The organism is Kineococcus siccus, assembly GCF_009906795.1.
GTDB lineage: Bacteria > Actinomycetota > Actinomycetes > Actinomycetales > Kineococcaceae > Kineococcus > Kineococcus siccus.
Genome location: NZ_JAAALN010000016.1, coordinates 16,354 through 35,581 on the forward strand (window position 1 = coordinate 16,354; position 19,228 = coordinate 35,581).

19 protein-coding genes and 1 pseudogene are annotated in these 19,228 nt (G+C 72.7%); 8 read left to right on the top strand and 12 right to left on the bottom strand.

Annotated features, from left to right (window positions below; translation table 11 throughout):
- Positions 1–260 precede the first annotated feature (260 nt).
- Positions 261–578, bottom strand: a complete 318-nt coding sequence (locus tag GTR02_RS03990; protein WP_166606184.1) for a hypothetical protein — start codon at positions 576–578, stop codon at positions 261–263.
- A 690-nt stretch (positions 579–1,268) separates the two neighbouring features.
- Between GTR02_RS03990 and GTR02_RS03995 the strand changes: the two genes are divergently transcribed.
- The 3 genes from GTR02_RS03995 (at position 1,269) to GTR02_RS04005 (ending at position 3,082) form a co-directional block, all read left to right on the top strand.
- Entirely contained in the window at positions 1,269–1,733 is a 465-nt protein-coding gene (locus tag GTR02_RS03995; protein WP_166606185.1) for a hypothetical protein, read from the top strand.
- A 410-nt stretch (positions 1,734–2,143) separates the two neighbouring features.
- Entirely contained in the window at positions 2,144–2,461 is a 318-nt protein-coding gene (locus GTR02_RS04000) for a hypothetical protein (RefSeq protein ID WP_166606186.1), read from the top strand.
- 291 nt (positions 2,462–2,752) lie between these two features.
- Positions 2,753–3,082, top strand: coding sequence for a hypothetical protein (locus GTR02_RS04005; protein ID WP_166606187.1), 330 nt, complete (start codon positions 2,753–2,755; stop codon positions 3,080–3,082).
- 111 nt (positions 3,083–3,193) lie between these two features.
- Here the strand turns inward: GTR02_RS04005 and GTR02_RS04010 are convergent, their stop codons facing one another.
- The 8 genes from GTR02_RS04010 to GTR02_RS04045 form a co-directional block, all read right to left on the bottom strand.
- Positions 3,194–3,529 carry a hypothetical protein gene (locus GTR02_RS04010; RefSeq protein ID WP_166606188.1) on the bottom strand — a complete coding sequence of 112 codons (336 nt, stop codon included), beginning with the start codon at positions 3,527–3,529 and terminating at the stop codon, positions 3,194–3,196.
- 137 nt (positions 3,530–3,666) lie between these two features.
- On the bottom strand, positions 3,667–4,098 hold the full coding sequence (locus GTR02_RS04015; protein WP_166606189.1) for a hypothetical protein: 432 nt from the start codon (positions 4,096–4,098) through the stop codon (positions 3,667–3,669).
- 1,106 nt (positions 4,099–5,204) lie between these two features.
- Entirely contained in the window at positions 5,205–5,840 is a 636-nt protein-coding gene (locus tag GTR02_RS04020) for an FCD domain-containing protein (protein WP_166606190.1), read from the bottom strand.
- Between the two features lies 1 nt (position 5,841).
- On the bottom strand, positions 5,842–7,497 hold the full coding sequence (locus GTR02_RS04025; RefSeq protein ID WP_166606191.1) for a dipeptide ABC transporter ATP-binding protein: 1,656 nt from the start codon (positions 7,495–7,497) through the stop codon (positions 5,842–5,844).
- 8 nt (positions 7,498–7,505) lie between these two features.
- Positions 7,506–9,365: a gamma-glutamyltransferase gene (locus GTR02_RS04030; RefSeq protein ID WP_166606192.1), complete on the bottom strand. Its 1,860-nt coding sequence runs from the start codon at positions 9,363–9,365 to the stop codon at positions 7,506–7,508.
- On the bottom strand, positions 9,362–10,270 hold the full coding sequence (locus tag GTR02_RS04035; RefSeq protein ID WP_338073559.1) for an ABC transporter permease: 909 nt from the start codon (positions 10,268–10,270) through the stop codon (positions 9,362–9,364). Before GTR02_RS04035 ends, GTR02_RS04030 begins: the two co-directional genes overlap by 4 nt.
- Positions 10,267–11,223 carry an ABC transporter permease subunit gene (locus GTR02_RS04040; RefSeq protein WP_166606193.1) on the bottom strand — a complete coding sequence of 319 codons (957 nt, stop codon included), beginning with the start codon at positions 11,221–11,223 and terminating at the stop codon, positions 10,267–10,269. The genes GTR02_RS04035 and GTR02_RS04040 overlap by 4 nt, the downstream gene beginning before the upstream one ends.
- The gene (locus tag GTR02_RS04045; protein ID WP_166606194.1) at positions 11,220–12,848 is read right to left on the bottom strand and encodes an ABC transporter substrate-binding protein; all 1,629 of its coding nucleotides are present in this window, start codon (positions 12,846–12,848) and stop codon (positions 11,220–11,222) included. Before GTR02_RS04045 ends, GTR02_RS04040 begins: the two co-directional genes overlap by 4 nt.
- A gap of 190 nt (positions 12,849–13,038) precedes the next feature.
- On the opposite strand from GTR02_RS04045, the gene GTR02_RS04050 reads away from it, so the two are divergent.
- The 5 genes and pseudogenes from GTR02_RS04050 to GTR02_RS24885 form a co-directional block, all read left to right on the top strand.
- A complete protein-coding gene (locus tag GTR02_RS04050; protein ID WP_166606204.1) occupies positions 13,039–13,740 on the top strand; it encodes a YoaK family protein in 702 nt (233 codons plus the stop codon).
- A gap of 51 nt (positions 13,741–13,791) precedes the next feature.
- Entirely contained in the window at positions 13,792–15,447 is a 1,656-nt protein-coding gene (gene pgm, locus GTR02_RS04055; RefSeq protein ID WP_166606195.1) for a phosphoglucomutase (alpha-D-glucose-1,6-bisphosphate-dependent), read from the top strand.
- A gap of 19 nt (positions 15,448–15,466) precedes the next feature.
- Positions 15,467–15,826 carry a S4 domain-containing protein gene (locus GTR02_RS04060; protein WP_166606196.1) on the top strand — a complete coding sequence of 120 codons (360 nt, stop codon included), beginning with the start codon at positions 15,467–15,469 and terminating at the stop codon, positions 15,824–15,826.
- Entirely contained in the window at positions 15,816–16,379 is a 564-nt protein-coding gene (locus tag GTR02_RS04065) for a hypothetical protein (RefSeq protein ID WP_166606197.1), read from the top strand. The genes GTR02_RS04060 and GTR02_RS04065 overlap by 11 nt, the downstream gene beginning before the upstream one ends.
- A 151-nt stretch (positions 16,380–16,530) precedes the next feature.
- A pseudogene (locus GTR02_RS24885) lies at positions 16,531–16,623 on the top strand (RNA-binding S4 domain-containing protein); the annotation flags it as partial.
- 233 nt (positions 16,624–16,856) lie between these two features.
- On the opposite strand, the gene GTR02_RS04075 reads toward GTR02_RS24885, so the two are convergent.
- From GTR02_RS04075 to GTR02_RS04085, 3 genes are all read right to left on the bottom strand, one after another.
- Positions 16,857–17,270 (bottom strand): hypothetical protein, encoded by a 414-nt coding sequence (locus GTR02_RS04075; protein ID WP_166606199.1) that lies wholly within the window; start codon positions 17,268–17,270, stop codon positions 16,857–16,859.
- Between the two features lie 85 nt (positions 17,271–17,355).
- Positions 17,356–18,252 (bottom strand): SDR family oxidoreductase, encoded by an 897-nt coding sequence (locus GTR02_RS04080; RefSeq protein ID WP_166606200.1) that lies wholly within the window; start codon positions 18,250–18,252, stop codon positions 17,356–17,358.
- 67 nt (positions 18,253–18,319) lie between these two features.
- On the bottom strand, positions 18,320–19,228 hold a 909-nt coding region (locus GTR02_RS04085), incomplete at its 5' end, for an aldo/keto reductase (RefSeq protein ID WP_166606201.1).

A 19,228-nucleotide genomic window follows, 5' to 3' on the forward strand; every position in this document is an offset into this window, starting at 1 on the left:
ATGGCCGGTACCCCTGTCACTGTTTCACCCAGTTCGGCTGCTGGAGGCGGATAGCTTGCTCACCCGCTGACGCTGTCAGGCGCAGACGCCTCTTTCAATTGCCATCACAGGGTGTCGAGCGGCGCGGACATCGGCATGTCCGCAAGATCGTCGTCCGACCACGGCCGCGCGCGGACGGCGGGATGATCGTGAAGTTGCAGAGCCGGAGATCGCGGCACGTACGGACGTCGGCGACGTTCCTGTCGCCCCCGTGACCTGTACTACTTGGAGCTGTGTGCTGCGGCGCGGCGCACCCACGACAGCAAGGTCAGCAAGGTGGCTTCGTCGAGGGTACGGGCGGCCCAGTCAGCGGTCGCCAGGTCGTGGGCGCCGATGGGGACATCGCCCGTCCTGAGGAAATCGATGATGTCTCGTCCTTCGAGTGGGCGGTAGTCCAAGTAGCGCCGGGACTTGCCGCCGGATCGGGAAGGGGCCTCCTCCAGTGCTTGGTTGGGCACAGCGGAGGTCAGGTCGAAGAGGGTGATGTTCCAGTCCTCGTGGTCTGCTTCGTCTTCCTGGGGCGTGTGTTCATCGCTCATCTGGTCCTCGATCTCTGGTAGACGAACCATGGTGCACCTCTTGCTGACGCCGCGAGGTCACAGGGCCATCGTGATCGCGCAGGGACCGCGGCATGAGCGAGCGCCCCGCACCGCGGGACGACCGTGAGTCGGCTACCTGTCTCGGCGTTCGTGCTTGTCTCGGACCCACCAGGCACTGAGGTGGAAGACGGCCACCAGCGACCACCCTCCCGCCATCAGCCAGTCATGCCACTGAGGGGAATGGAATACTCCAGTCCAGCCCGCGGCGGCCAGTACAAGGCAAAGGATGCCCAGCCCTAGTGCATGGCTTCGCTTGCCGTGCGTATCCCACCACGGTCGCTTGGCCATGGCCCAGAGTCTGCCGACGAGGGGTCGTCGGGGCCCCTGGCCACGCCGAGAAGCGCCCGTCCGTGCGAAGTCACACGTGTAGCTGTCCCCCCGGTCATGATCCGATCGTCGTGCTCAGCGACCGCTCGCTCGTCGACATGACCGCGGAGTCGCCGGCGCGCACCCCGCCACAAGACCGTGCATTCCGCACCAGGGCATGACCGTGCGTCGCGCACTGCAGCAGGATCGTGAGGCCGGTGCATGGTACGTCTCGGCAGTGCAGGACGGACACTCACCGCGGCGGTGATCGGCTGACGGGTGAACACCGTCCCGCGCCGGTGCCGGCCACGCGATGATGTCGTCGTGGCCGATCCGAGATCCGAACCCGTCACACGCCTGCGCAGCCGCCATCGCCTCTTCACACAGCGACGAGCTGACCGCTCGCGCCTCACCGGCTCGCTGATCATGGACGCGCTGGTCGTGATCGGTGCCGCGATCTGGTGGCTCAGCGGACACTGGCAGGTCGCGGTGGCATGGGCCGCGGCGGCGTTGGTAGCCGCCGTGTCCTCTGTGTGGGCCCACCGGCAGGGACCAGCCTTGGACGCGAAGTACGAGAAGTGGCAGCGTCGAGGCCTTCCCGAGCCGGGAGCAGTCGCGGTGATCCCGGGGATAGCCGTGGTCTTGTTCATCACTGCGCGGTTCGGGATGGGATGGACATGGACGGATGCTGCCTTCATCCTCTCGAGCACAACCGTGGTCTGCCTGGCCTTCGAATGGCGCGACGCCCGCAGGTACCGCACGTTCCTCGCGGAACGTCCTGTGAGGTGACGGATAGGTGATCTCGCGTCGTGGCCGGGGCGTCCGGGGGCCCTGATCGAGACCCGCGGCGGCTTTCGCTTGGTCTTCCGCGATAGGAGGGTGATCCCAGCTTGGTCACGCTCGCTCTTCGACACGAGCGGACGTCACTGGCCGCCGTGATCGCGACCTCAACGCGGCATCAGCGCGCTCGCCTGCGGAACGCCTGGGGTGGGTGGAACCGACATCGCGCCGTGAGCGTCCAAGGCAAGATCGCGGTAAGGACGGGCGGTGGCGGAGAGACTGGGGCCGAGATGCAACGGGAGCCGGGGTGGCGGCATCTCTAGGCCCCTAGCGCCGGGGCCTTGATGTTGGCTGGGACGCTGGCCGGTTGCTCGCTCTTCGGCGGGCAGCCGTGCGCGGCGGTGCATCAGCCTTCCGGAGTGAACTTCGACCTCACCGCTGTGGTCAACCCGGCCGCAGGCGGCATGGTCCGGCTGTGCCTCCAGGACCGTTGTGAGCACTGGGACGTCGCTGGGCGGGACACGTCGACCTCGTTCCTCACCGTCAAGGACCTCACGTCTGAGCGGTCGGTGGAGGTCAGCGCTCTGGTCACCGATGCAGCTGGAGTCACGGCCTTCGACGGTCGAGGCACAGCAGAGCTGAAGCATTACCCGCCCGAAGGGGCGGTCTGTCAGGAGGATCTCTACCGGGCGACCGTCCGGGCCGCGGTGGACGGCAGTCTCAGCACTGTCACCTGAGCTGTAGCGGTAGGCAAGCCCTCATGACGAGGCTGCCACGCGCGACCGGTGCCATGAGCGCGCATCCCGCACTGCGCGGCCTACGGCCGTCATCAGTCGGTGCAGGTCCGGCGGACGGGTGCAGACCGTCATGTACCTGGGGCCGTGCGTCCGTAGGCTGCCCCTTTATGGTGTTTGATGATCGCCGTCGAGGGCGCCGCCTGACCGATCCACACTGAGGTCGTGACCTCACCGATGACGCCTCCTGCTGTCCCGGGCTCGGCCAGGAAGACGGGGGGCAGGCGCTGGACTGTGGCCCTGCTGATCATCAGCGCGCTGATTGGGTACCTACCGACGACTCTGCCCCAGGTCGAGGACCGGGTCTTGGTCGCCCAGGCCGCACTGCTGGCTGTGGTTGTCGTGATCAGTCACCTGCGGTTGCGACCCTGGTGGCCACTGCCCGCGATCTGGGGCGCGTTCACAGTCGGGCTGGGCGTCGGCGTCTTCTTCGTCGCGGACGACGCCCTGTGGCTCGCCGCCGTCCTCTTCATAGCCTTGTGCGCGATCATCGCCACCGCCGTCATCAACTTGGCTTTGCTCGGCATACGTCACCTGTCCGGAGGCGCGAAGCGAAGCGCCTGACCACTCGGCTACCGCTTGGGACGTCGTTGGGTGTCCAGTGACGCGAGCCTCTCGAGAAGCGCGGACGTCGCCGGCCAGCGGCGTGCCGTGCGCTTCCGCACCGGCTCAGCTTCAGCGCTCGGCCGACCCGGCGTCCACGTCCGTGTCCTGGTCGACGAAGAGGTCCTTGTGCATCGGTCCCACGTGGTGGTCGGGTCGTGAGGGGTCGCGCAGGGGGTCGTCGCGGTCGGGCTTCCTCTCCCGCTGCGTGAACATTGCCATCTCTTCAGCATCGTCGGACCGGTAGATGGTGCCGCTCGTGGGGATGGGCTCGCGCGGACCCTCGACGTCGCGCGGTGGATCGTCGGGGTCGTCGACGCGCCGAAGTTCCGCCTGCTTCAGGCGCCAGATGGCCGCCTCGTCGCTGTCGTCGTCGTCCGCGTACGGCGGAGTGGGGTCGTCAGACACCGTGGTCCCCTGCCTCGTGTGGGTGAGTGTGCTGAGGCACACCGTTGGCGGCGTGAACGTCTCCTCGCGCGGCCAACGGCCTGACCGTCGAGTCAGCTCCTGTCACCCGCACGAACCGCAGAGCCTCTCCTCGTGGGTCAGACCAGGCGTAGGACGCGCTCGTCGAGGTCGTCGAGGCCTTGCAGCGTCAGGACGGTCTCGGACCGGGGAAGGCCCGCGTAGGGCCACTCCACGCTGAGGAGCACGCGGTCGTCGCGGGGGAGCTCGTCGATCCAGTAGGAGGCGTTGACGCTGAAGGAGTCGTCGCTGATGAAGACGTGGCTGCTCGTGTGGGCGGGTCCGGAGCTGTCGTTGACGGTGACGCGTACCTCGGGGGCCGTGTAGGGGTTGTCGGCGGTGGGTCCGGGGTAGCGGCGGAGTCGTCCGTAGGACCAGCTGCCGGCGTCGACAGCGCGCTCGCCGGCGGCGCGGAAGGTGAGCAGGAGGTGCAGTCCACTGGTGTAGGCGAAGACGGCCCGCAGTCCGGCTCCGATGTCGGGGGCGCGGGCGAGGACGACTGGACCGTGCACGATCACACCGAGGTCGGTCGGTGGCCGCACCGCGTGCCACGTGTGGTCTCTCACGAGGTGAGCATGACAGCGGGGAGGTTCATCCGGACCGCTGGCTCACCGAGGCCGTCGGGATCAGTGCTGCAGGCGGGCAGTGCGGGCACAGCCGACGCCGCCAGGACAGGTGGGCGCGTGAGTCTCAGACCCTCTGCGGGCATCTACGGGTCTGGCGAGAGGTCCGTCGAGCCACTCGCTGATGGTGCGGATCGGCGGCAGAGGGAACGGACGCCTGAGTGCCGGCGTCTGAGACTCGTGCGCCACGCTCCTCGGCTGGTGTCACGTGGAAGGGGTGAACCAGGTGACCGAGCGTGCGAGGTCGTGGCGAGCGGCGTGCGTGAGCCTGGCAGGGGTGATCGCCTCGGGTGCGGTGCTCGTGTGGATCCCACGAGGTGGGGAGTCACTCCCGACGGGTGTCGACCTCGGCGACTGCGACTCCTCCCAGAGGCACACGTTCACGGTGAGCGCGTCACTGACCTCCGTTGATCCAGCGGCGCCTGCCGCGCCGAGAGGTGACTCAGGCGAGACGAGGGTGGCGGTGCCGGAGGTGGTGCTGAGCACGCCGTTCTTCCCCGGTCCGGATGACGACGTGCAGACCGGTTCCAGCGTGACGGTCTCGGTACGTCAGTGCGACAGCATCAGCATGACCTTCGACCTGGCTCCGGCGGGCGTGCCCGTGGACGTACCAGGGACCGGTCCGGCAGCGGGCTCTGTACCCACGTCGTTGCTGGGAGTGCGAGAACAACGACTGCACGCCGGGACCGCGAGGGTGTACGTGAGTGATCCGTCCCGGCTGCCGTGCGAGGACGGAGGGGCTTGCGCTGGTTGGGAGGGCTGGTACTTCACCATGGAGTCCGCCGGCCAGGGGAGCGCGGTCTTCCGCACGCCGATGCGTTGGGGATCGGTGGGGGCCTCAGAGATGGATTCGCGCGGGCAGCTCGAGGTCCGAGTGGCTGTCGGCACCGCGGTCTGACCCGACGTCCGAGCCAGTACCGGAAACCGCCTCCCGACATCACCCACCGGTCGTCATCGCGCGGAGGGCAGAGCCGGGCGCCCGGCGGCGCGTGCTGTCACCGCACGTCGCGGAAGCTTCGGCGGGACGTCTCGACGTGCCGCTGCATCGCCGCGCTCGCGCGCTCCTCATCGCCCACCGCGATCGCGGCGACGATGCGGCGGTGCTCGGTCCAGGCCCGGCGGCCCTGCTGGGGAACGGTCGTGGCGTAGGCCCACTGGATCTGCTCCCCGACGCGGCGCAGCAGGGTGGCCATGCTGCGGGCGCCCGACAACCGGGCGATGCTCGTGTGGAACTCGGTGTTCAGGGCGGCCCCCTGCGCGGGGTGGTCCTGCTCGAGGGCGGCGAAACCCGCGTCGACGATGCGGGTCAGCTCCGCCACGAGGTCCCCGGCATCACCGGCGGCGACCCGCCGAGCGCAGCGGGCGGCCGTGATGCCCTCGGCCACGCAACGCACCGCGTAGAGGTCGGCCAGGTCGTCGACCGGGACCTGGGCGACGCTCGCCCCCGCGTGCGGGCGCAGGTCGAGGAAGCCCTCGGCCGCCAGTGCGCGCACCGCCTCCCGCACGGGCACCCGGGACGTCCCGTAGCGCTGCGCCAGCACGGCTTCGGTGATCCTGGTCCCGGGCGGCAGCACACCGTCGAGCACGTCCCGGCGCAGCGCGGCCGTGACGCGTTCGGCGGCGGAAACCACGTCAGGCCGCGCGGCCGGGGATCGCCGACAGCAGGTCGACCGTGTACTCGTGCTGCGGGCGCTCGAACACGTCGTCCACCGACCCGTGCTCGACGACCCGTCCGCGGCGCATGACGAGCACGTCGTGGGCCAGGTGCCGCACGACGGCGAGGTCGTGGGTGATGAACAGGTACGTGAGGCCGAGGTCCTCCTGGAGGCGTTCCAGCAGCTGCAGCACCTGCTGCTGGACGAGGACGTCGAGCGCGGAGACGGCCTCGTCGCACACCACGAGCTTCGGGTCCAGCGCCAGCGCCCGGGCGATCGCGACCCGCTGGCGCTGCCCCCCGGACAGCTCCGCGGGCCGGCGCTGGGCCAGGGTGCGGGACAGCGCCACGTGGTCGAGGAGCTCCGCGACGCGCGTCCGGCGGCTGCGCGGATCGCCCACCGCGAAGATCCGCAGGGGTTCGTCGATCAGCTTCTCGACCGTCATCGTCGGGTCCAGCGACCCGTACGGGTCCTGGAACACCGGCTGCATGTCGCGGCGGACGGCGCGCCGCCGGGCGCGTCCCGAACTGCTGAGGCTCTCGCCGCGCACGAGCACGGAACCCGACGTCGCCTCCTCCAGGCCCAGGACGAGGCGGGCCGTGGTCGTCTTGCCCGACCCGGACTCCCCCACCACGGCCGTCGTGGTGCCCGCGGGCACCGTGAAGGACACGCCGTCGACGGCGCGCAGCTTCTCCCGCTGACCCCGGACCCGGAACTCCTTGACGAGGTCCCGGACCTCCAAGACGGGGGGTTCCCCGCGACGGCCGGCTGCCACCGCGGCGACGGCGGGCCGGGTCCGGGGCGCCGTGCGGGCGGCCACCGACGGCGCGGCGGCCACGAGCGCCCGCGTGTAGTCGTGCTCGGGCGTCGCGAGGATGCGCCGGGCGGGACCGCGCTCCACGACGCGCCCCTCGGACATCACGACGACGTCGTCGCAGCGATCGCTCGCCAGGCCCAGGTCGTGGGTGATGAGCAGCAGCGACGTCCCGCGGGCGCGCGTGAGCTCCTGCAGGTGGTCGAGGATCTGCCGCTGCACGGTGACGTCCAGCGCCGACGTTGGCTCGTCGGCGATGAGGAGTTCCGGCTCGGCCGCGAGCGCGATCGCGATGAGCACCCGCTGGCGCATGCCGCCCGAGAACTCGTGCGGGTACTGCTTCGCGCGGCGGCCGGCGTCGGGGATGCCCGCCTCCTGCAGCAGCTCCACCGCCCGCTCGCGCGCGGCCGCGCCCTTGGCGAGGCCGTGCACGACCAGCGTCTCGGCGACCTGGCGGCCGATGCGCGCCGAGGGGTTGAGGTTCGACATCGGGTCCTGCGGGACGAGCCCGATCTGGCGCCCGCGCAGCCGGCGCAGCCGCGCCTCGTCGCCGCCGCGCAGCGCGTGCGTGACGTCCTCTCCGGCCACGCAGATCCGCCCGCCGGTGATGCGGCCGTTGCCGGCGAGCAGCCCGATCGCGGCCGCGGCCGTCGTCGACTTGCCCGAGCCCGACGCGCCCACGACGGCGACGGTCTGCCCGCGACCGACGCTGAGGTCGACCCCGTGCAGCACCTGCTGCTGCCCCGCCGACGTCGTGTAGCCGACGTCGAGGCCCTCGATGCGCAGGAACTCCCCCTGCGACTGGTCCTGGCTCGTCACCGGTCCCGTCACCTCCCCGCCGCGTAGCCCTGGTTGCCGCGGGGGTTCGCCGCCGCGGTCATGACACCCGTCTCCGGGTCCCGGCCGACGGCGCTCAGCCGCCCCAGCATCCAGTCCCCGGCGCGGGTCACGACGTGCCCGCGCGCCTCGAGGTCCGTGATGACGTCCTCGCCGAGGCGGTCCTCGACCACGGCCCCGCCGGGTTCCCACGTGCGCGGCCAGAAGGATCCCGGCAGCGACGTGGTGTGCAGGCTCGGGGCGTCGATCGCCTGCTGCGGTTCGTAGCCGCCGACGAGGGTGCGCAGCAGGTAGACGAGCTGCCACTGGTCCTGCTGGTCACCGCCCGGGGTGCCGAGCGCGGCGACGGGTTCGCCGTCGCGCAGCAGCAGCGTGGGCGTGAGCGTGGTCCGCGGGCGCTGCCCGGGGGTCAGCGCGGAGGGCGAGCTCTCGTCGAGCCACGTCATCTGCAGCCGCGAGCCGAGGCAGAACCCGAGCTCCGGGATCGTCGGGGACGACTGCAGCCAGCCGCCCGAGGGGGTCGCGCTGACCATGTTGCCGAACCGGTCGACGACGTCGACGTGGCACGTGTCGCCGCGGGTCTCGCCCGTGGACGCGACGGTCGGCTCGCCGGGGACGGGTTCCGGCTCGTCGCCCAGCGACGGGTCGGGGGCGGAGCCGGGCTCGGCCATGGTGGGTTCCCCGGCCCCGGCGCCCGTGCCGCCGTCGGTGCGCAGGGGCGGGACGAACGGGGTCGCGCCCGCCACGGTGCCCGGGCGGAACTCGTGCGAGGCCCGGTCGGTGATCAGCGCGCGCCGCTGCGCCGCGTACTCCGGCGACAGCAGTCTCGCGACGACGGCCGGGTCCGCCTGCGAGCCGTAGTACGCATCGCGGTCGGCCATGGCCAGCTTGAGGGCCTCCAGCACCAGGTGGGCGCCGCGCGCGGTCGAGGGGTCGAGCTCGTCGTCGTCGAAGCCCTCGAGGATGGCGAGCGCCTGCAGCAGCACGGGTCCCTGGCCCCACGGCCCGGTCTTGGCCACGGTCGTGCCGCGGAACGTCCCCGTCGTGGCGGGTTCGGTGGTCGCGGCGAACGCGGCGAAGTCGGAGACCTCGATGACGGCCGCGTGGTCGGTGCCCGAGGAGTGCCGGTGCGGGGTGCGCAGGAACTCCACGGCCTCGCGGGCCACGAACCCCTCGCGCCACTCGCGGCGGAACGCGTCGATGCGCTCCTCCCGGGTGCCGGCCCCCTCCCCCGCCGCCAGCAGCCGCTCGAGCGTGCGGGCCCACGCGGGGTTGGAGATGACGTCGCCGTCGCCGGGCACGCGGCCGTCCGGCATCCACAGCGCGGCCGAGGTGGGCCAGTGCTGCGTGAACAGCGTGGCGACGGCGGCGATGGTGCGGCCCACCCGCCCCACGACGGGGTGCCCGTCGCGGGCGTACCCGATCGCGGGGGCCAGGACGTCCGCGACCTCCCAGGTGCCGTGCTCGCGCAGCAGCAGCATCCACGCGTCGACGGAGCCGGGCACCGCCGCGGCGAGCCCGCCCGCGCCGGGGACCAGGTCGAGACCCTCGCCGCGGTAGTGGGCGACGCTCGCGCGCTGCGGCGCCGGGCCCTGCCCGACGAGGACCGTGGGCTCCTTCTCCGCGGCGGTGGCGAACACGGCGGTCATGTCCCCGCCGGGGCCGTTGAGGTGCGGTTCCACGACGTGCAGGACGAAACCCGCGGCGACGGCGGCGTCGAACGCGTTGCCGCCGCGCTCGAGCACGGACTGCCCGGTTGCCGTGGCGAGCCAGTGCGTCGAGGCGGTCATCCCGAAGGTGCCGCGCAGCGTCGGGCGGGTGGTGTGGGCGGGCGGTGCGGTGAAGCTCACCGGGATCCTCCGGGGTCGATGGCGTCGCGCAGGGCGTCGCCGAAGAGGTTGAAGGCCAGGCAGATCACGGCGATCGCGAGGCCGGGGAACAGCGCGGCGTACGGCGCGCGGAAGATGTACTGCTGCGCGTCGGACAGCATGATGCCCAGGCTGGGCGTGGGCGGCTGGATGCCGAGCCCGAGGAACGACAGCAGCGCCTCCCCGATGACGACGGCCGGCATGATGACGGTGGCCTGCACGATGATGGACGGCACGGCGTTCGGCAGCACGTGCGTGGCGAGGATCCGCGCGCCGGAGGCGTCCATGGTCCGGGCCGCGAGGACGAACTCGGCGCCCTCCAGCCGCAGCGTCTCGGCCCGCACGACGCGGATCATCTGCGGCACGTGCGCGAGGCCCAGGGCGATCGCGGCGTTGGACAGGCTCGCCCCGCGGATCGCGGCCAGCCCGACGGCGAGCACGAGGAACGGGAACGCCAGGACGAGGTCGGTGAGGCGGGAGACGATTCCGTCCAGCCAGCGCCAGTAGCCGGCCAGCAGCCCCAGCGGGGTGCCGACGACGACGCTGAGGAGCACCGCGAGGAGGCCCACCTGCAGCGAGGCGCGGGTGCCGTGCAGGACGCGGGACAGGATGTCGCGGCCGAGGTCGTCGGTGCCCAGGGGGAAACCCACGGTGCGGGGCTGCTGGAACGGCGTCTCGAAGTGCACCTGGGTCGGTGGGTACGGGGAGATCCACGGCGCCAGCAGGGCCGCCGCGACCACGAGCAGGAGCAGGGAACCCCCGATCACCCCGAGCCGGTCGTGCAGCAGCGAGCGCAGCACCCGGCCGCGGCTGGAGCCGAGGTCGGTGGGCAGCGGGTCGACCGCGGGGGTCGTCGACGTCGCGGGCGGGCTGACGGGACGGCTCACCGGGCACCTCCCCCGACGCGGATGCGCGGGTCGAGCACCGAGTACACGACGTCGACCGCGAGGTTGATGACGATGTAGGCGAGCGTCACGACGAGGACCACTCCTTCGATGACGGGGTAGTCGCGGCTGAACACGGAGTCGAGCGTCAGCTTGCCGAACCCCGGCAGGCCGAAGATCCGCTCGGTGACCACGGCCCCGGAGATGAGACCGCCGAGCTGCAGGCCCACGAGGGTCACGACGACGACGAGGGAGTTGCGCAGCGCGAACCGCAGGACGACCGCGGAGCGCGAGGCCCCCTTGGCGCGGGCCGTGCGCACGTAGTCGCTGGAGAGGTTCTGCAGCATCGACGCCCGCGTCTGCCGCATGATGACCGCGGCCAGGCCGGTGCCGAGGATCACGGCCGGCAGCGTGAGGTGGTAGACCGCCCGCAGCGGGTCCTCGCTCGGCGCGACGTAGCCCGAGGCGGGGAACCACCCGAGGCCGACGGCCAGGTAGAGGATCGCCAGCAGGCCGAGCCAGAAGCTCGGGACCGACAGCGCCAGCAGCGAGAACCCGTTGGCCACCAGCTCCGGCCAGCGACCCCGCCGCACGGCGGCGACGACGCCCGTCCCGACGCCCACGACGATCGCGACGAGGATGGCGTACAGCGAGAGCCAGGCCGTCACGGGCAGCGTGCCGGTGATGAGCTCGGACACGGGCGTGCCCGTGCGCACCGACGTCCCGAGGTCGCCCTGGAGCAGGTTGGAGGCGTAGCGGCCGTACTGGACCCACAGCGGCTGGTCGAGCCCGAGCTGGGCGCGCACCGCGGCCACGGTCTCGGGCGTGGCCTCCTCGCCGGCCACGGCGAGGGCCGGGTCGCCGGGCAGGGCCCGCACCCCCGCGAACACGACCATCGACGCCAGCACGAGCGTCACGGCGCTCTGCCACAGCCGGGTCAGCAGGAAGCGGCTCACAGGAACGCCGCCCGGCTCAGGCGGACCACGCCGTCGTCGTACGTCTCGACCCCGGCCACGTCGTCGGTGTAGCCGGTGATGCTGCGCACCCGGTAGAGGTAGAGGATCGGGTTCTCCCGCTGCACGATCTCGGTCACCTTCCCGTAGAGGTCGGCCCGCGTCGCCACGTCGTTGGACTGCGCGGCCTGCTTGAGCAGAGCGTCCACCTCCGGGTTGGAGTACCCGGAGTAGTTGTTCGCGGCGCCCGTGGACAGGAACGAGGACGAGTTGCCGTGCGGGTCGACGCGGCCGGACCAGCCGAGCTGCAGCACCTCGAAGTCACCGCGCTTCTGCACGTCGAGCAGGGTCGAGTACTCGACCGGCTGGATCACCACCTCGAAACCGCCCTCGACCACGCTGGCCTGGATGGCCTGCGCCAGCCGCAGCGAGTCGGCGTTGTTCGAGGTGGACAGCGTGATGCGGTAGGGCACCGGCACCCCCGCCTCCTGCAGGAGCTGCTTCGCCCGCGCCGGGTCGTGCGGCGGGCACGCGTCGGAGGCCGGCGAGGAGTAGGTGGTGCCGGGGGCGATGAACGAGCAGGCCGTCTCGTACCAGTTGTTGAACACGGAGTTCACGAGCGCCGCCCGGTCGATCGACAGCGCGAACGCCTCGCGCACCCGCGGGTCCTTCGCGACCGGGGTGTCGATGGGCCCGGGCGGCTTGCCGGTGCCGTCGACGTTGCCGACGTTGAAGGTGATCGCCTGGTAGCCGAAGGACCCGGTCTGCAGCAGGCCGACCCCGTCCTCCTTCGCCAGCGCGTCGACGTCCTGCGGCGAGAGGGAGTCGGCGACCTGGACGTCGCCCGAGCGGAGGTTCGCGGCGCGGATGTTGGCGTCCGTCATGATCCGGTAGGTGATCGTGTCGAGGTGGACCTGGTCCGCGGCGTAGTACAGCGGGTCCCGGCGGACCGTGATCGACGTCTGCGGAACCCGCTCGACGAAGGAGAACGGCCCCACGCACACGGGGTGGTCCCCGAAGTCCTCGCCCTCCTCCGCCAGCGCCTTCGGCGACATGATCATCCCGGCGCGGTCGGCGAGCGCCGCCGTGAGCGGGGAGAAGGGCGTCTCGTAGCGGACCTCCACCGTCTCGGGGTCCCGCGCGGTGACCTCGGCGATCGGGCCGAGTTCCGCGCGGCGGGAGGAACCCTCGAGGGTCAGGTTGCGCTGCAACGTGGTGACGACGGCCGCGGCGTCCAGCGGGGTGCCGTCGGCGAACACCGGGCCGCGGCGCACGGGGATCGTGACGGTCAGCCCGTCGGCGGAGACGGTGGGCAGGGCGGACGCGAGCTGGGGGACGATCGCCCCCTTCGCGTCGATGTCGTACAGCTTCTCGCAGACGGCGTTCATGACGTAGCGCGTGTAGAGGGAGCTGGACGTCGTGGGGTCGAGGCGGTCGGGTTCCGCGGACAGCGCCATGACGAGGTCGCCGCCGCGGGCGGGGGTGCGGTCGCCGATCTCCACCCCGGTGACGTCCGCGCGGGGCGGCGCGGGTTCCACGGGCTGCACCGGGACGCAGGCCGCGACGGCGAGGACGGCGGCGGCGGCGAGCAGGCTGCGCAGGCGAGCGGCTCGGTGGATCTCGACCATCACGAGGGCCCTTCGGAGTTCGTCGGGGAGCGTGGTTCGTATACGATCACGGGCACCGTACGCCGGTTTTGTTTCACGCAGGTTGCAGACGTCGGACAGCTGCGGGGTCGACCTCGCCGGAGGAGGACCCGTGCCCGAGCAGACCGATCCGCCCGCCGGTCGCCGGCGGGCGTCGTGGCACCTGGCGCTCATGCTGGTGCTGACGTTCTCGACCGGGATCGTCGACGCCGTCGGCTACCTCGGGCTGGACCGGGTGTTCACCGCGAACATGACCGGGAACGTGGTGATCCTCGGCATGGCCCTGACGGGGGCCGAGGACCTGCCCGTCCTCGGGCCGGTGGTCGCGCTGGTGGGGTTCATGGCAGGGGCCGCCGTGGGCGGTCGCGTCCTGCGCCGCGCCGCCACGGGGTGGACCACCGCCTCGACCGTGCTGTTCGCCCTGGTCGGTCTGGTGCTGGGCGGCCTGGCGTGGGCCGCGACCGGGCTCGGCGACCAGGTCCCCGTCGAGGAGGGGACGACCGCGCCCCCCGCCGCGCTCGCGCTGACCGGCGTCCTCGGCCTCGTGATGGGCGTGCAGGCCGCCACGGCCCGCCGCCTCGCCGTCAAGGACGTCACCACGGTCGTCGTCACCTCGACCATCACCGGGCTCGCCGCCGACTCCCGCCTCGCGGGTGGGGACGGCGGCGGGTGGCGCCGCCGGGCGGGTGCCGTGCTGCTGATCCTCGCGGGCGCGGCCGTCGGGGCGGCCCTGCTGCGCTGGCACGTCGGCGCGGGGCTCGGCCTCGCGGGCCTCGTCACGGTCGCCGCGGCCCTGGTCGGCCACGGCACGGCGCGGGTCCGGACCCCGCGCGGCGATCGCGAGCGCCGCGGCGCTGGCGGCCGGAGCCGCTGAGGGCCAGGATCGTCGCGCACGGCACGGCGGACCACGGCGGAACGAGGAGACATGACGCACCCACGCGCAGGGCAGCACGCGCGACCGGAGGACCTCGTCGACGTCCCCCACCTGGTGACGGCCTACTACGCGACGCAGCCGGACCCCTCCGACGTCGGGCAGCGCGTGAGCTTCGGGACCTCGGGGCACCGCGGTTCCAGCCTCGACGGCGCCTTCAACGAGCAGCACATCCTCGCCACGACGCAGGCGATCGTCGACTACCGGCGCGAGCAGGGCTACGACGGGCCGCTGTTCCTCGGCCGCGACACCCACGCGCTGTCCGAACCCGCGTGGGTCTCGGCGCTGGAGGTGCTGGCCGCCAACGACGTGACGGTCCTCGTGGACTCCGCCGACGGCTACACCCCGACGCCCGCGGTCTCGCACGCGATCCTGCGCGCCAACCGCGACGGCTCGACCATCCGCTCGGCCGGCCCGGGCCTGGCCGACGGCATCGTCGTGACGCCCTCGCACAACCCGCCCCGCGACGGCGGGTTCAAGTACAACCCGCCCAACGGCGGCCCCGCGGACACCGACGCGACCGGCTGGATCGCGAAGACCGCCAACGCCTACCTCGAGGCCGGCCTGGACGGCGTGCGGCGCATCCCCTTCGCGCGCGCCCGCGCCGCCGCGGGCAGCTACGACTTCCAGGGCACCTACGTCGACGACCTGCCCCAGGTGCTGGACCTCGACGTGGTCCGCGAGTCCGGGCTGCGCATCGGCGCCGACCCGCTCGGCGGGGCGAGCGTGCACTACTGGGCCGCGATCGCCGAGCGGCACCGCCTCGACCTGACGGTCGTGAACCCGCTGGTCGACCCGACGTGGCGGTTCATGACGCTGGACTGGGACGGCAAGATCCGGATGGACTGCTCCTCGCCGTCGGCCATGCACTCCCTCATCGACCGGCGCTCGGAGTTCCAGATCGCCACGGGCAACGACGCCGACGCCGACCGGCACGGCATCGTGACCCCCGACCACGGCCTGATGAACCCCAACCACTTCCTGGCCGTGGCCATCCAGTACCTGTTCTCCTCGCGCGAGGGCTGGCCCGCCTCGGCCGCGATCGGCAAGACGCTCGTGTCGTCGTCGATGATCGACCGGGTCGCGCAACGCCTGGGCCGCACGCTGCTCGAGGTGCCCGTCGGGTTCAAGTGGTTCGTCCCGGGGCTGCTCGACGCCTCCGTCGGGTTCGGGGGCGAGGAGTCCGCGGGGGCCTCGTTCCTGCGCCGCGACGGGTCCGTCTGGACGACCGACAAGGACGGCCTGCTGCTCGCCCTGCTCGCCTCGGAGATCACGGCGAGGACCGGCCGCACGCCCAGCGAGCACTACCTGGACCTGACCGCCGAGTTCGGCGCCCCGCTGTACTCGCGCACCGACGCCGCGGCCACGCGCGAGCAGAAGGCCGTGCTGTCCGGGCTGACCGCGGAGCAGGTCACCGCCGGCTCCCTCGCGGGCGAGGAGATCCGGTCCGTGCTCACCGAGGCGCCCGGCAACGGTGCGAAGGTCGGCGGACTCAAGGTCGTCACCGACTCCGCGTGGTTCGCGGCGCGGCCGTCGGGCACGGAGGACGTCTACAAGATCTACGCCGAGTCGTTCCAGGGGTCCGCCCACCTGCGCCGCGTGCAGTCCGAGGCGCAGGAACTCGTCGACGGGGTGCTCGCGGGGTCGTGAGGGTGCGGGTGGTGGTGGCGTGACGCGGGTCGACCAGTGGGTGTGGGCGGTGCGGCTGTACCGCACGCGCTCGATCGCGTCGTCGGCGATCAAGGCGGGCCACGTGCGCCTCAACGGGGATCGGGCGAAACCCGCGTCGCCCGTCAAGGTCGGCGACGAGGTGCGCGTGCGCGCCGAGGGCTACGAGAAGGTGTTCGAGGTGGTCGAGCTGCTGAGCAAGCGGGTGGGCGCGCCGATCGCCGCGCAGGCCTACGTCGACCGGTCCCCACCGCCCCCGCCGAAGGACGAGTTCTTCGGGGCGTTCGGCGACCGCGACCGCGGCGCCGGGCGGCCCACGAAGCGCGAGCGCCGGGAGCTGGACCGCCTCCGTGGCCAGTGACCCGGGGGGGCTCGGCGCCGTGCCGGGCGCGCTGCTGATCACCGGCACGGTCGGGGCCGGCAAGACCACGACCGCCGGGGCCGTCGGCGCGCTGCTGCGCGAGGACGGCGTCCCGCACGCGGTCGTCGACCTCGACGCGCTGTGCCACGCCTGGCCGAGTCCCGACGGCGACCCGTTCCACCTGCGCCTGCAGCTGGCCAACCTCCGGGCCGTCGCGAGCAACCACCGGGCCGCGGGCGCCGTGCGGCTGGTCCTGGCCGGGGTGCTGGAGGACCCGGACGTGCGGCGCCGCTACGCCGAGGCGGTCGGCGTCGGCCTCGCGGTGTGCCGGCTGCGACCGGACCTGGCGGTGGTCCGGGCCCGCCTGCAGGGGCGCCACCGCGAGGACCCGGCGGGGCTGGACTGGCACCTGCGCCGCAGCGGCGAGCTGGACCGCATCCTCGAGGACGCCGGCGTCGGTGACGTGGTCGTCGCGGTCCGGGCGCACCAGACGCCCGACGACGTGGCGCGGGCCGTGACCCGGGCCGTGGGGTGGACGACCGCGCCGCCGTGACGGCGGCCGGCTACTGCCAGCGCAGTGCGCTGCGCGCCGCCCAGTAGGCCGCGGGTTCCTCGGCCAGCCGGGCCAGCCGCTCGCGCGGCACGCGCGGCGGGCGGGCCACGGCGTTCTCGGCGAGCTGCTCGCGCGACACCGCTTCTTCGGGGCGTTCGGCGGCCGCGACCGCGGCGCCGGGCGCCCCACCAAGCGCGAGCGCCGCGAGATCGACGAGCTGCGTGGCCACCGCGACCAGGCCTGAGGTTTTCTCCGCTTCGCTGGCCGGACCTCATCGCCGTCCTGGTCCCACCGCCCCGGAGCTGTCCCAGGGAGTCCATGCTGGTGGGTCACCGCGTCCACGGCTCACCTCGACCGGAGGTAGGTGCCGGACAGAGGGGTGGCGACCTCGTCGCTGCTGAGCCGAGGGGAGCCGCGAGCTGGGCAACGCGTCCCGGACGCGGAGTGCACCGTGCGTCTCCAGCAATCGTGACGGTGCTACCCGTCGCCGTCCTCGGTGGCGCGGCGGCGCGGAACGTGTGCCTCCAGCTCGAAGTGACGGCGCAAGTAGTCGTCGAACTGCGGGACGGTGAAGGCGGCGTACCCCAGCCTTGGGCTGTAGATCAAACCGCGTCGGATCAGCGCGTCACAGGTCTGTCCGACGGGGGCCGAGCTGCTGAGGCCCACGATGAGGGTGCACTGGGCCGCACGGCCTCGCTCCAACCGCTGCAGCCGTGCTCGGAAGTCCTGCAGCTCTTGGTCGCGGCCACTCAGCAGCGCGGGACGCTGCCCGGCCCTGGGCGTGTAGGGGTTGGCGACTGGATCGAGGGCCATCGTGGCCGCTTTGCATCCTTTTCGGAGCTTGACAAGGGTGACGCAAAGCGACAGAAAGCTCGCAACGAGGTCAGACACCAGCTGCGATGGCGGACACCGCTGAGCGGGGCCGCTCCTGCCGTGAGCGGCCTCGCTCGACCTGACCGCGAGGACGGCGCGGAGATCAGGGGGTAGGCATCCCCCCGGTGGCGGCCAGGGTCTCGCCGAGGACGTAGCTGGACTCGGCGCTGGCCAGGAACACGTAGGCCGGGGCCATCTCCGCCGGCTGGCCGGGGCGCCCCAGCGGCGTCTCGGCCCCGAACTCCGGCAGCGCGTGGGCGGGCTGTCCCCCGGCCACCTGCAGCGGGGTCCACACCGGACCGGGAGCCACGGCGTTGACGCGGATGCCCTTCGGCGCGACCTGCTGCGCCAGGGCCTTGGTGAAACCGTTGATCGCGTACTTCGTGGAGGCGTAGTCCAGGAGGATCGGCGCCGGCGAGTAGGCCTGGATCGAGGTGGTGTTGATGATGGCGCTGCCCGGCGGCATCACCGCGACGGCCGCCTTGCACAGCCAGAACATCGCGTAGACGTTCGTCCGGAACGTCTCGTCGAACTGCTCGGTGGTCAGCTCGGCGATGTCCTCCGAGTGCTGCTGCTTCCCGGCGATGTTGGCCAGGACGTCGATGCCCCCGAGCTCGCGCACGGTGGTCTCCACGAGCTGCGTGCAGTACGCCTCGTCGGTCAGGTCGCCGGGCACGGCGACGGCCTTGCGGCCGGCCTCCTCGACGAGCGCGACGACCTCGCGCGCGTCGGCCTCCTCCTCCGGGAGGTAGGAGAGCACGACGTCGGCGCCCTCGCGGGCGAACGCGATCGCGGTGGCGCGGCCGATGCCCGAGTCGGCGCCGGTGACGAGGGCACGGCGGCCCTGCAGGCGGCCACTGCCGCGGTAGCTGGACTCCCCGGCGTCGGGCTTGTGCGGCATCTGCTGCTCGACGGCCGGGCCGTCCTGCTGCTGCTGGTAGCTCTGGTCGGCCTTCGGGTACCGGGTGGTCGGGTCCTGCATCGTGTACTGGTCGGTCATGGTTGCCCCCTACCCGCACCGGCGCCGCGGACACGTGACCGTCGCACTGGGCCGGCGCGGGCGGGCCTCAGGCCCAGGCCAGGGCGCTGCGCGCCGCCCAGTAGTCCTCGGGCGCCTGCGCCAGCGCCGCGAGCCGCTGCGCGGGAAGCCGCGGCCGACGGGCCGCGGCGTTGCTCGCCAGCTGCTCGCGGGACACGGCGCCGCTGAGGACGACGTCGGCCCAGGGCTGGGTCAGCGCCGCACCGAGGGCCAGGGCGTCCACCGACTGGCCGTCGTCCGCCGCGAGGGCCGCGGCGGCGGCCTCCCCGCCGTGGGCGGTCAGGCGCCCGTTGGCCACGCCCTCCTTGACCACGACGAGCCAGCCGGCGTCGGCCGCGCGCGCGAGGGCCGGGGCCACCGACGTCTCGAGCAGGTTCCAGGTCGACTGCACGGCCGCGAAGGGCGTGTGCGGCAGCGCCAGGGCCCGCTCGAGGACGGCCCCCTGCGCGGGCCCGCTGGTCGACAGACCGACCCGGACGCCCTGCGCGGCGAGCTCGCGCAGCCCGGCGAGGAGGTCGGCGTCGCCCAGGGCCGGGCTGTCCGGGGTGACCGAGTGCACGAGGTACACGTCGGGTGTGGTCCCGAGCGCCGCGAGGGTCTCGGGCCACTGGCGGTCGAAGGTCGCGCGCCCGTGGTCCTTGCGCTCGTGCTGGGCCGCCGTGCGGCTCCACGCCCCGACGTACTCGTAGCCCCACTTGGAGCCGATCGTCAGCTGCGCCCGGACGCCGGGACGGGCGGCCAGCCAGGAGCCGAGGAACCGCTCGGCGAAGCCGTAGGAGCGGGCGGTGTCGACGTAGCGCAGGCCCAGGTCCCAGGCCGCGTCGAGGACGTCGTGCGTGCGGGCCTCGAGCGCCTCCACCGACCGGTCCTCCGCGAGGTCCGCCGCCCGCCCGAGGGTGATGTAGGCCGGGCGCCCCACGGCAGCCAGGCCCAGCCC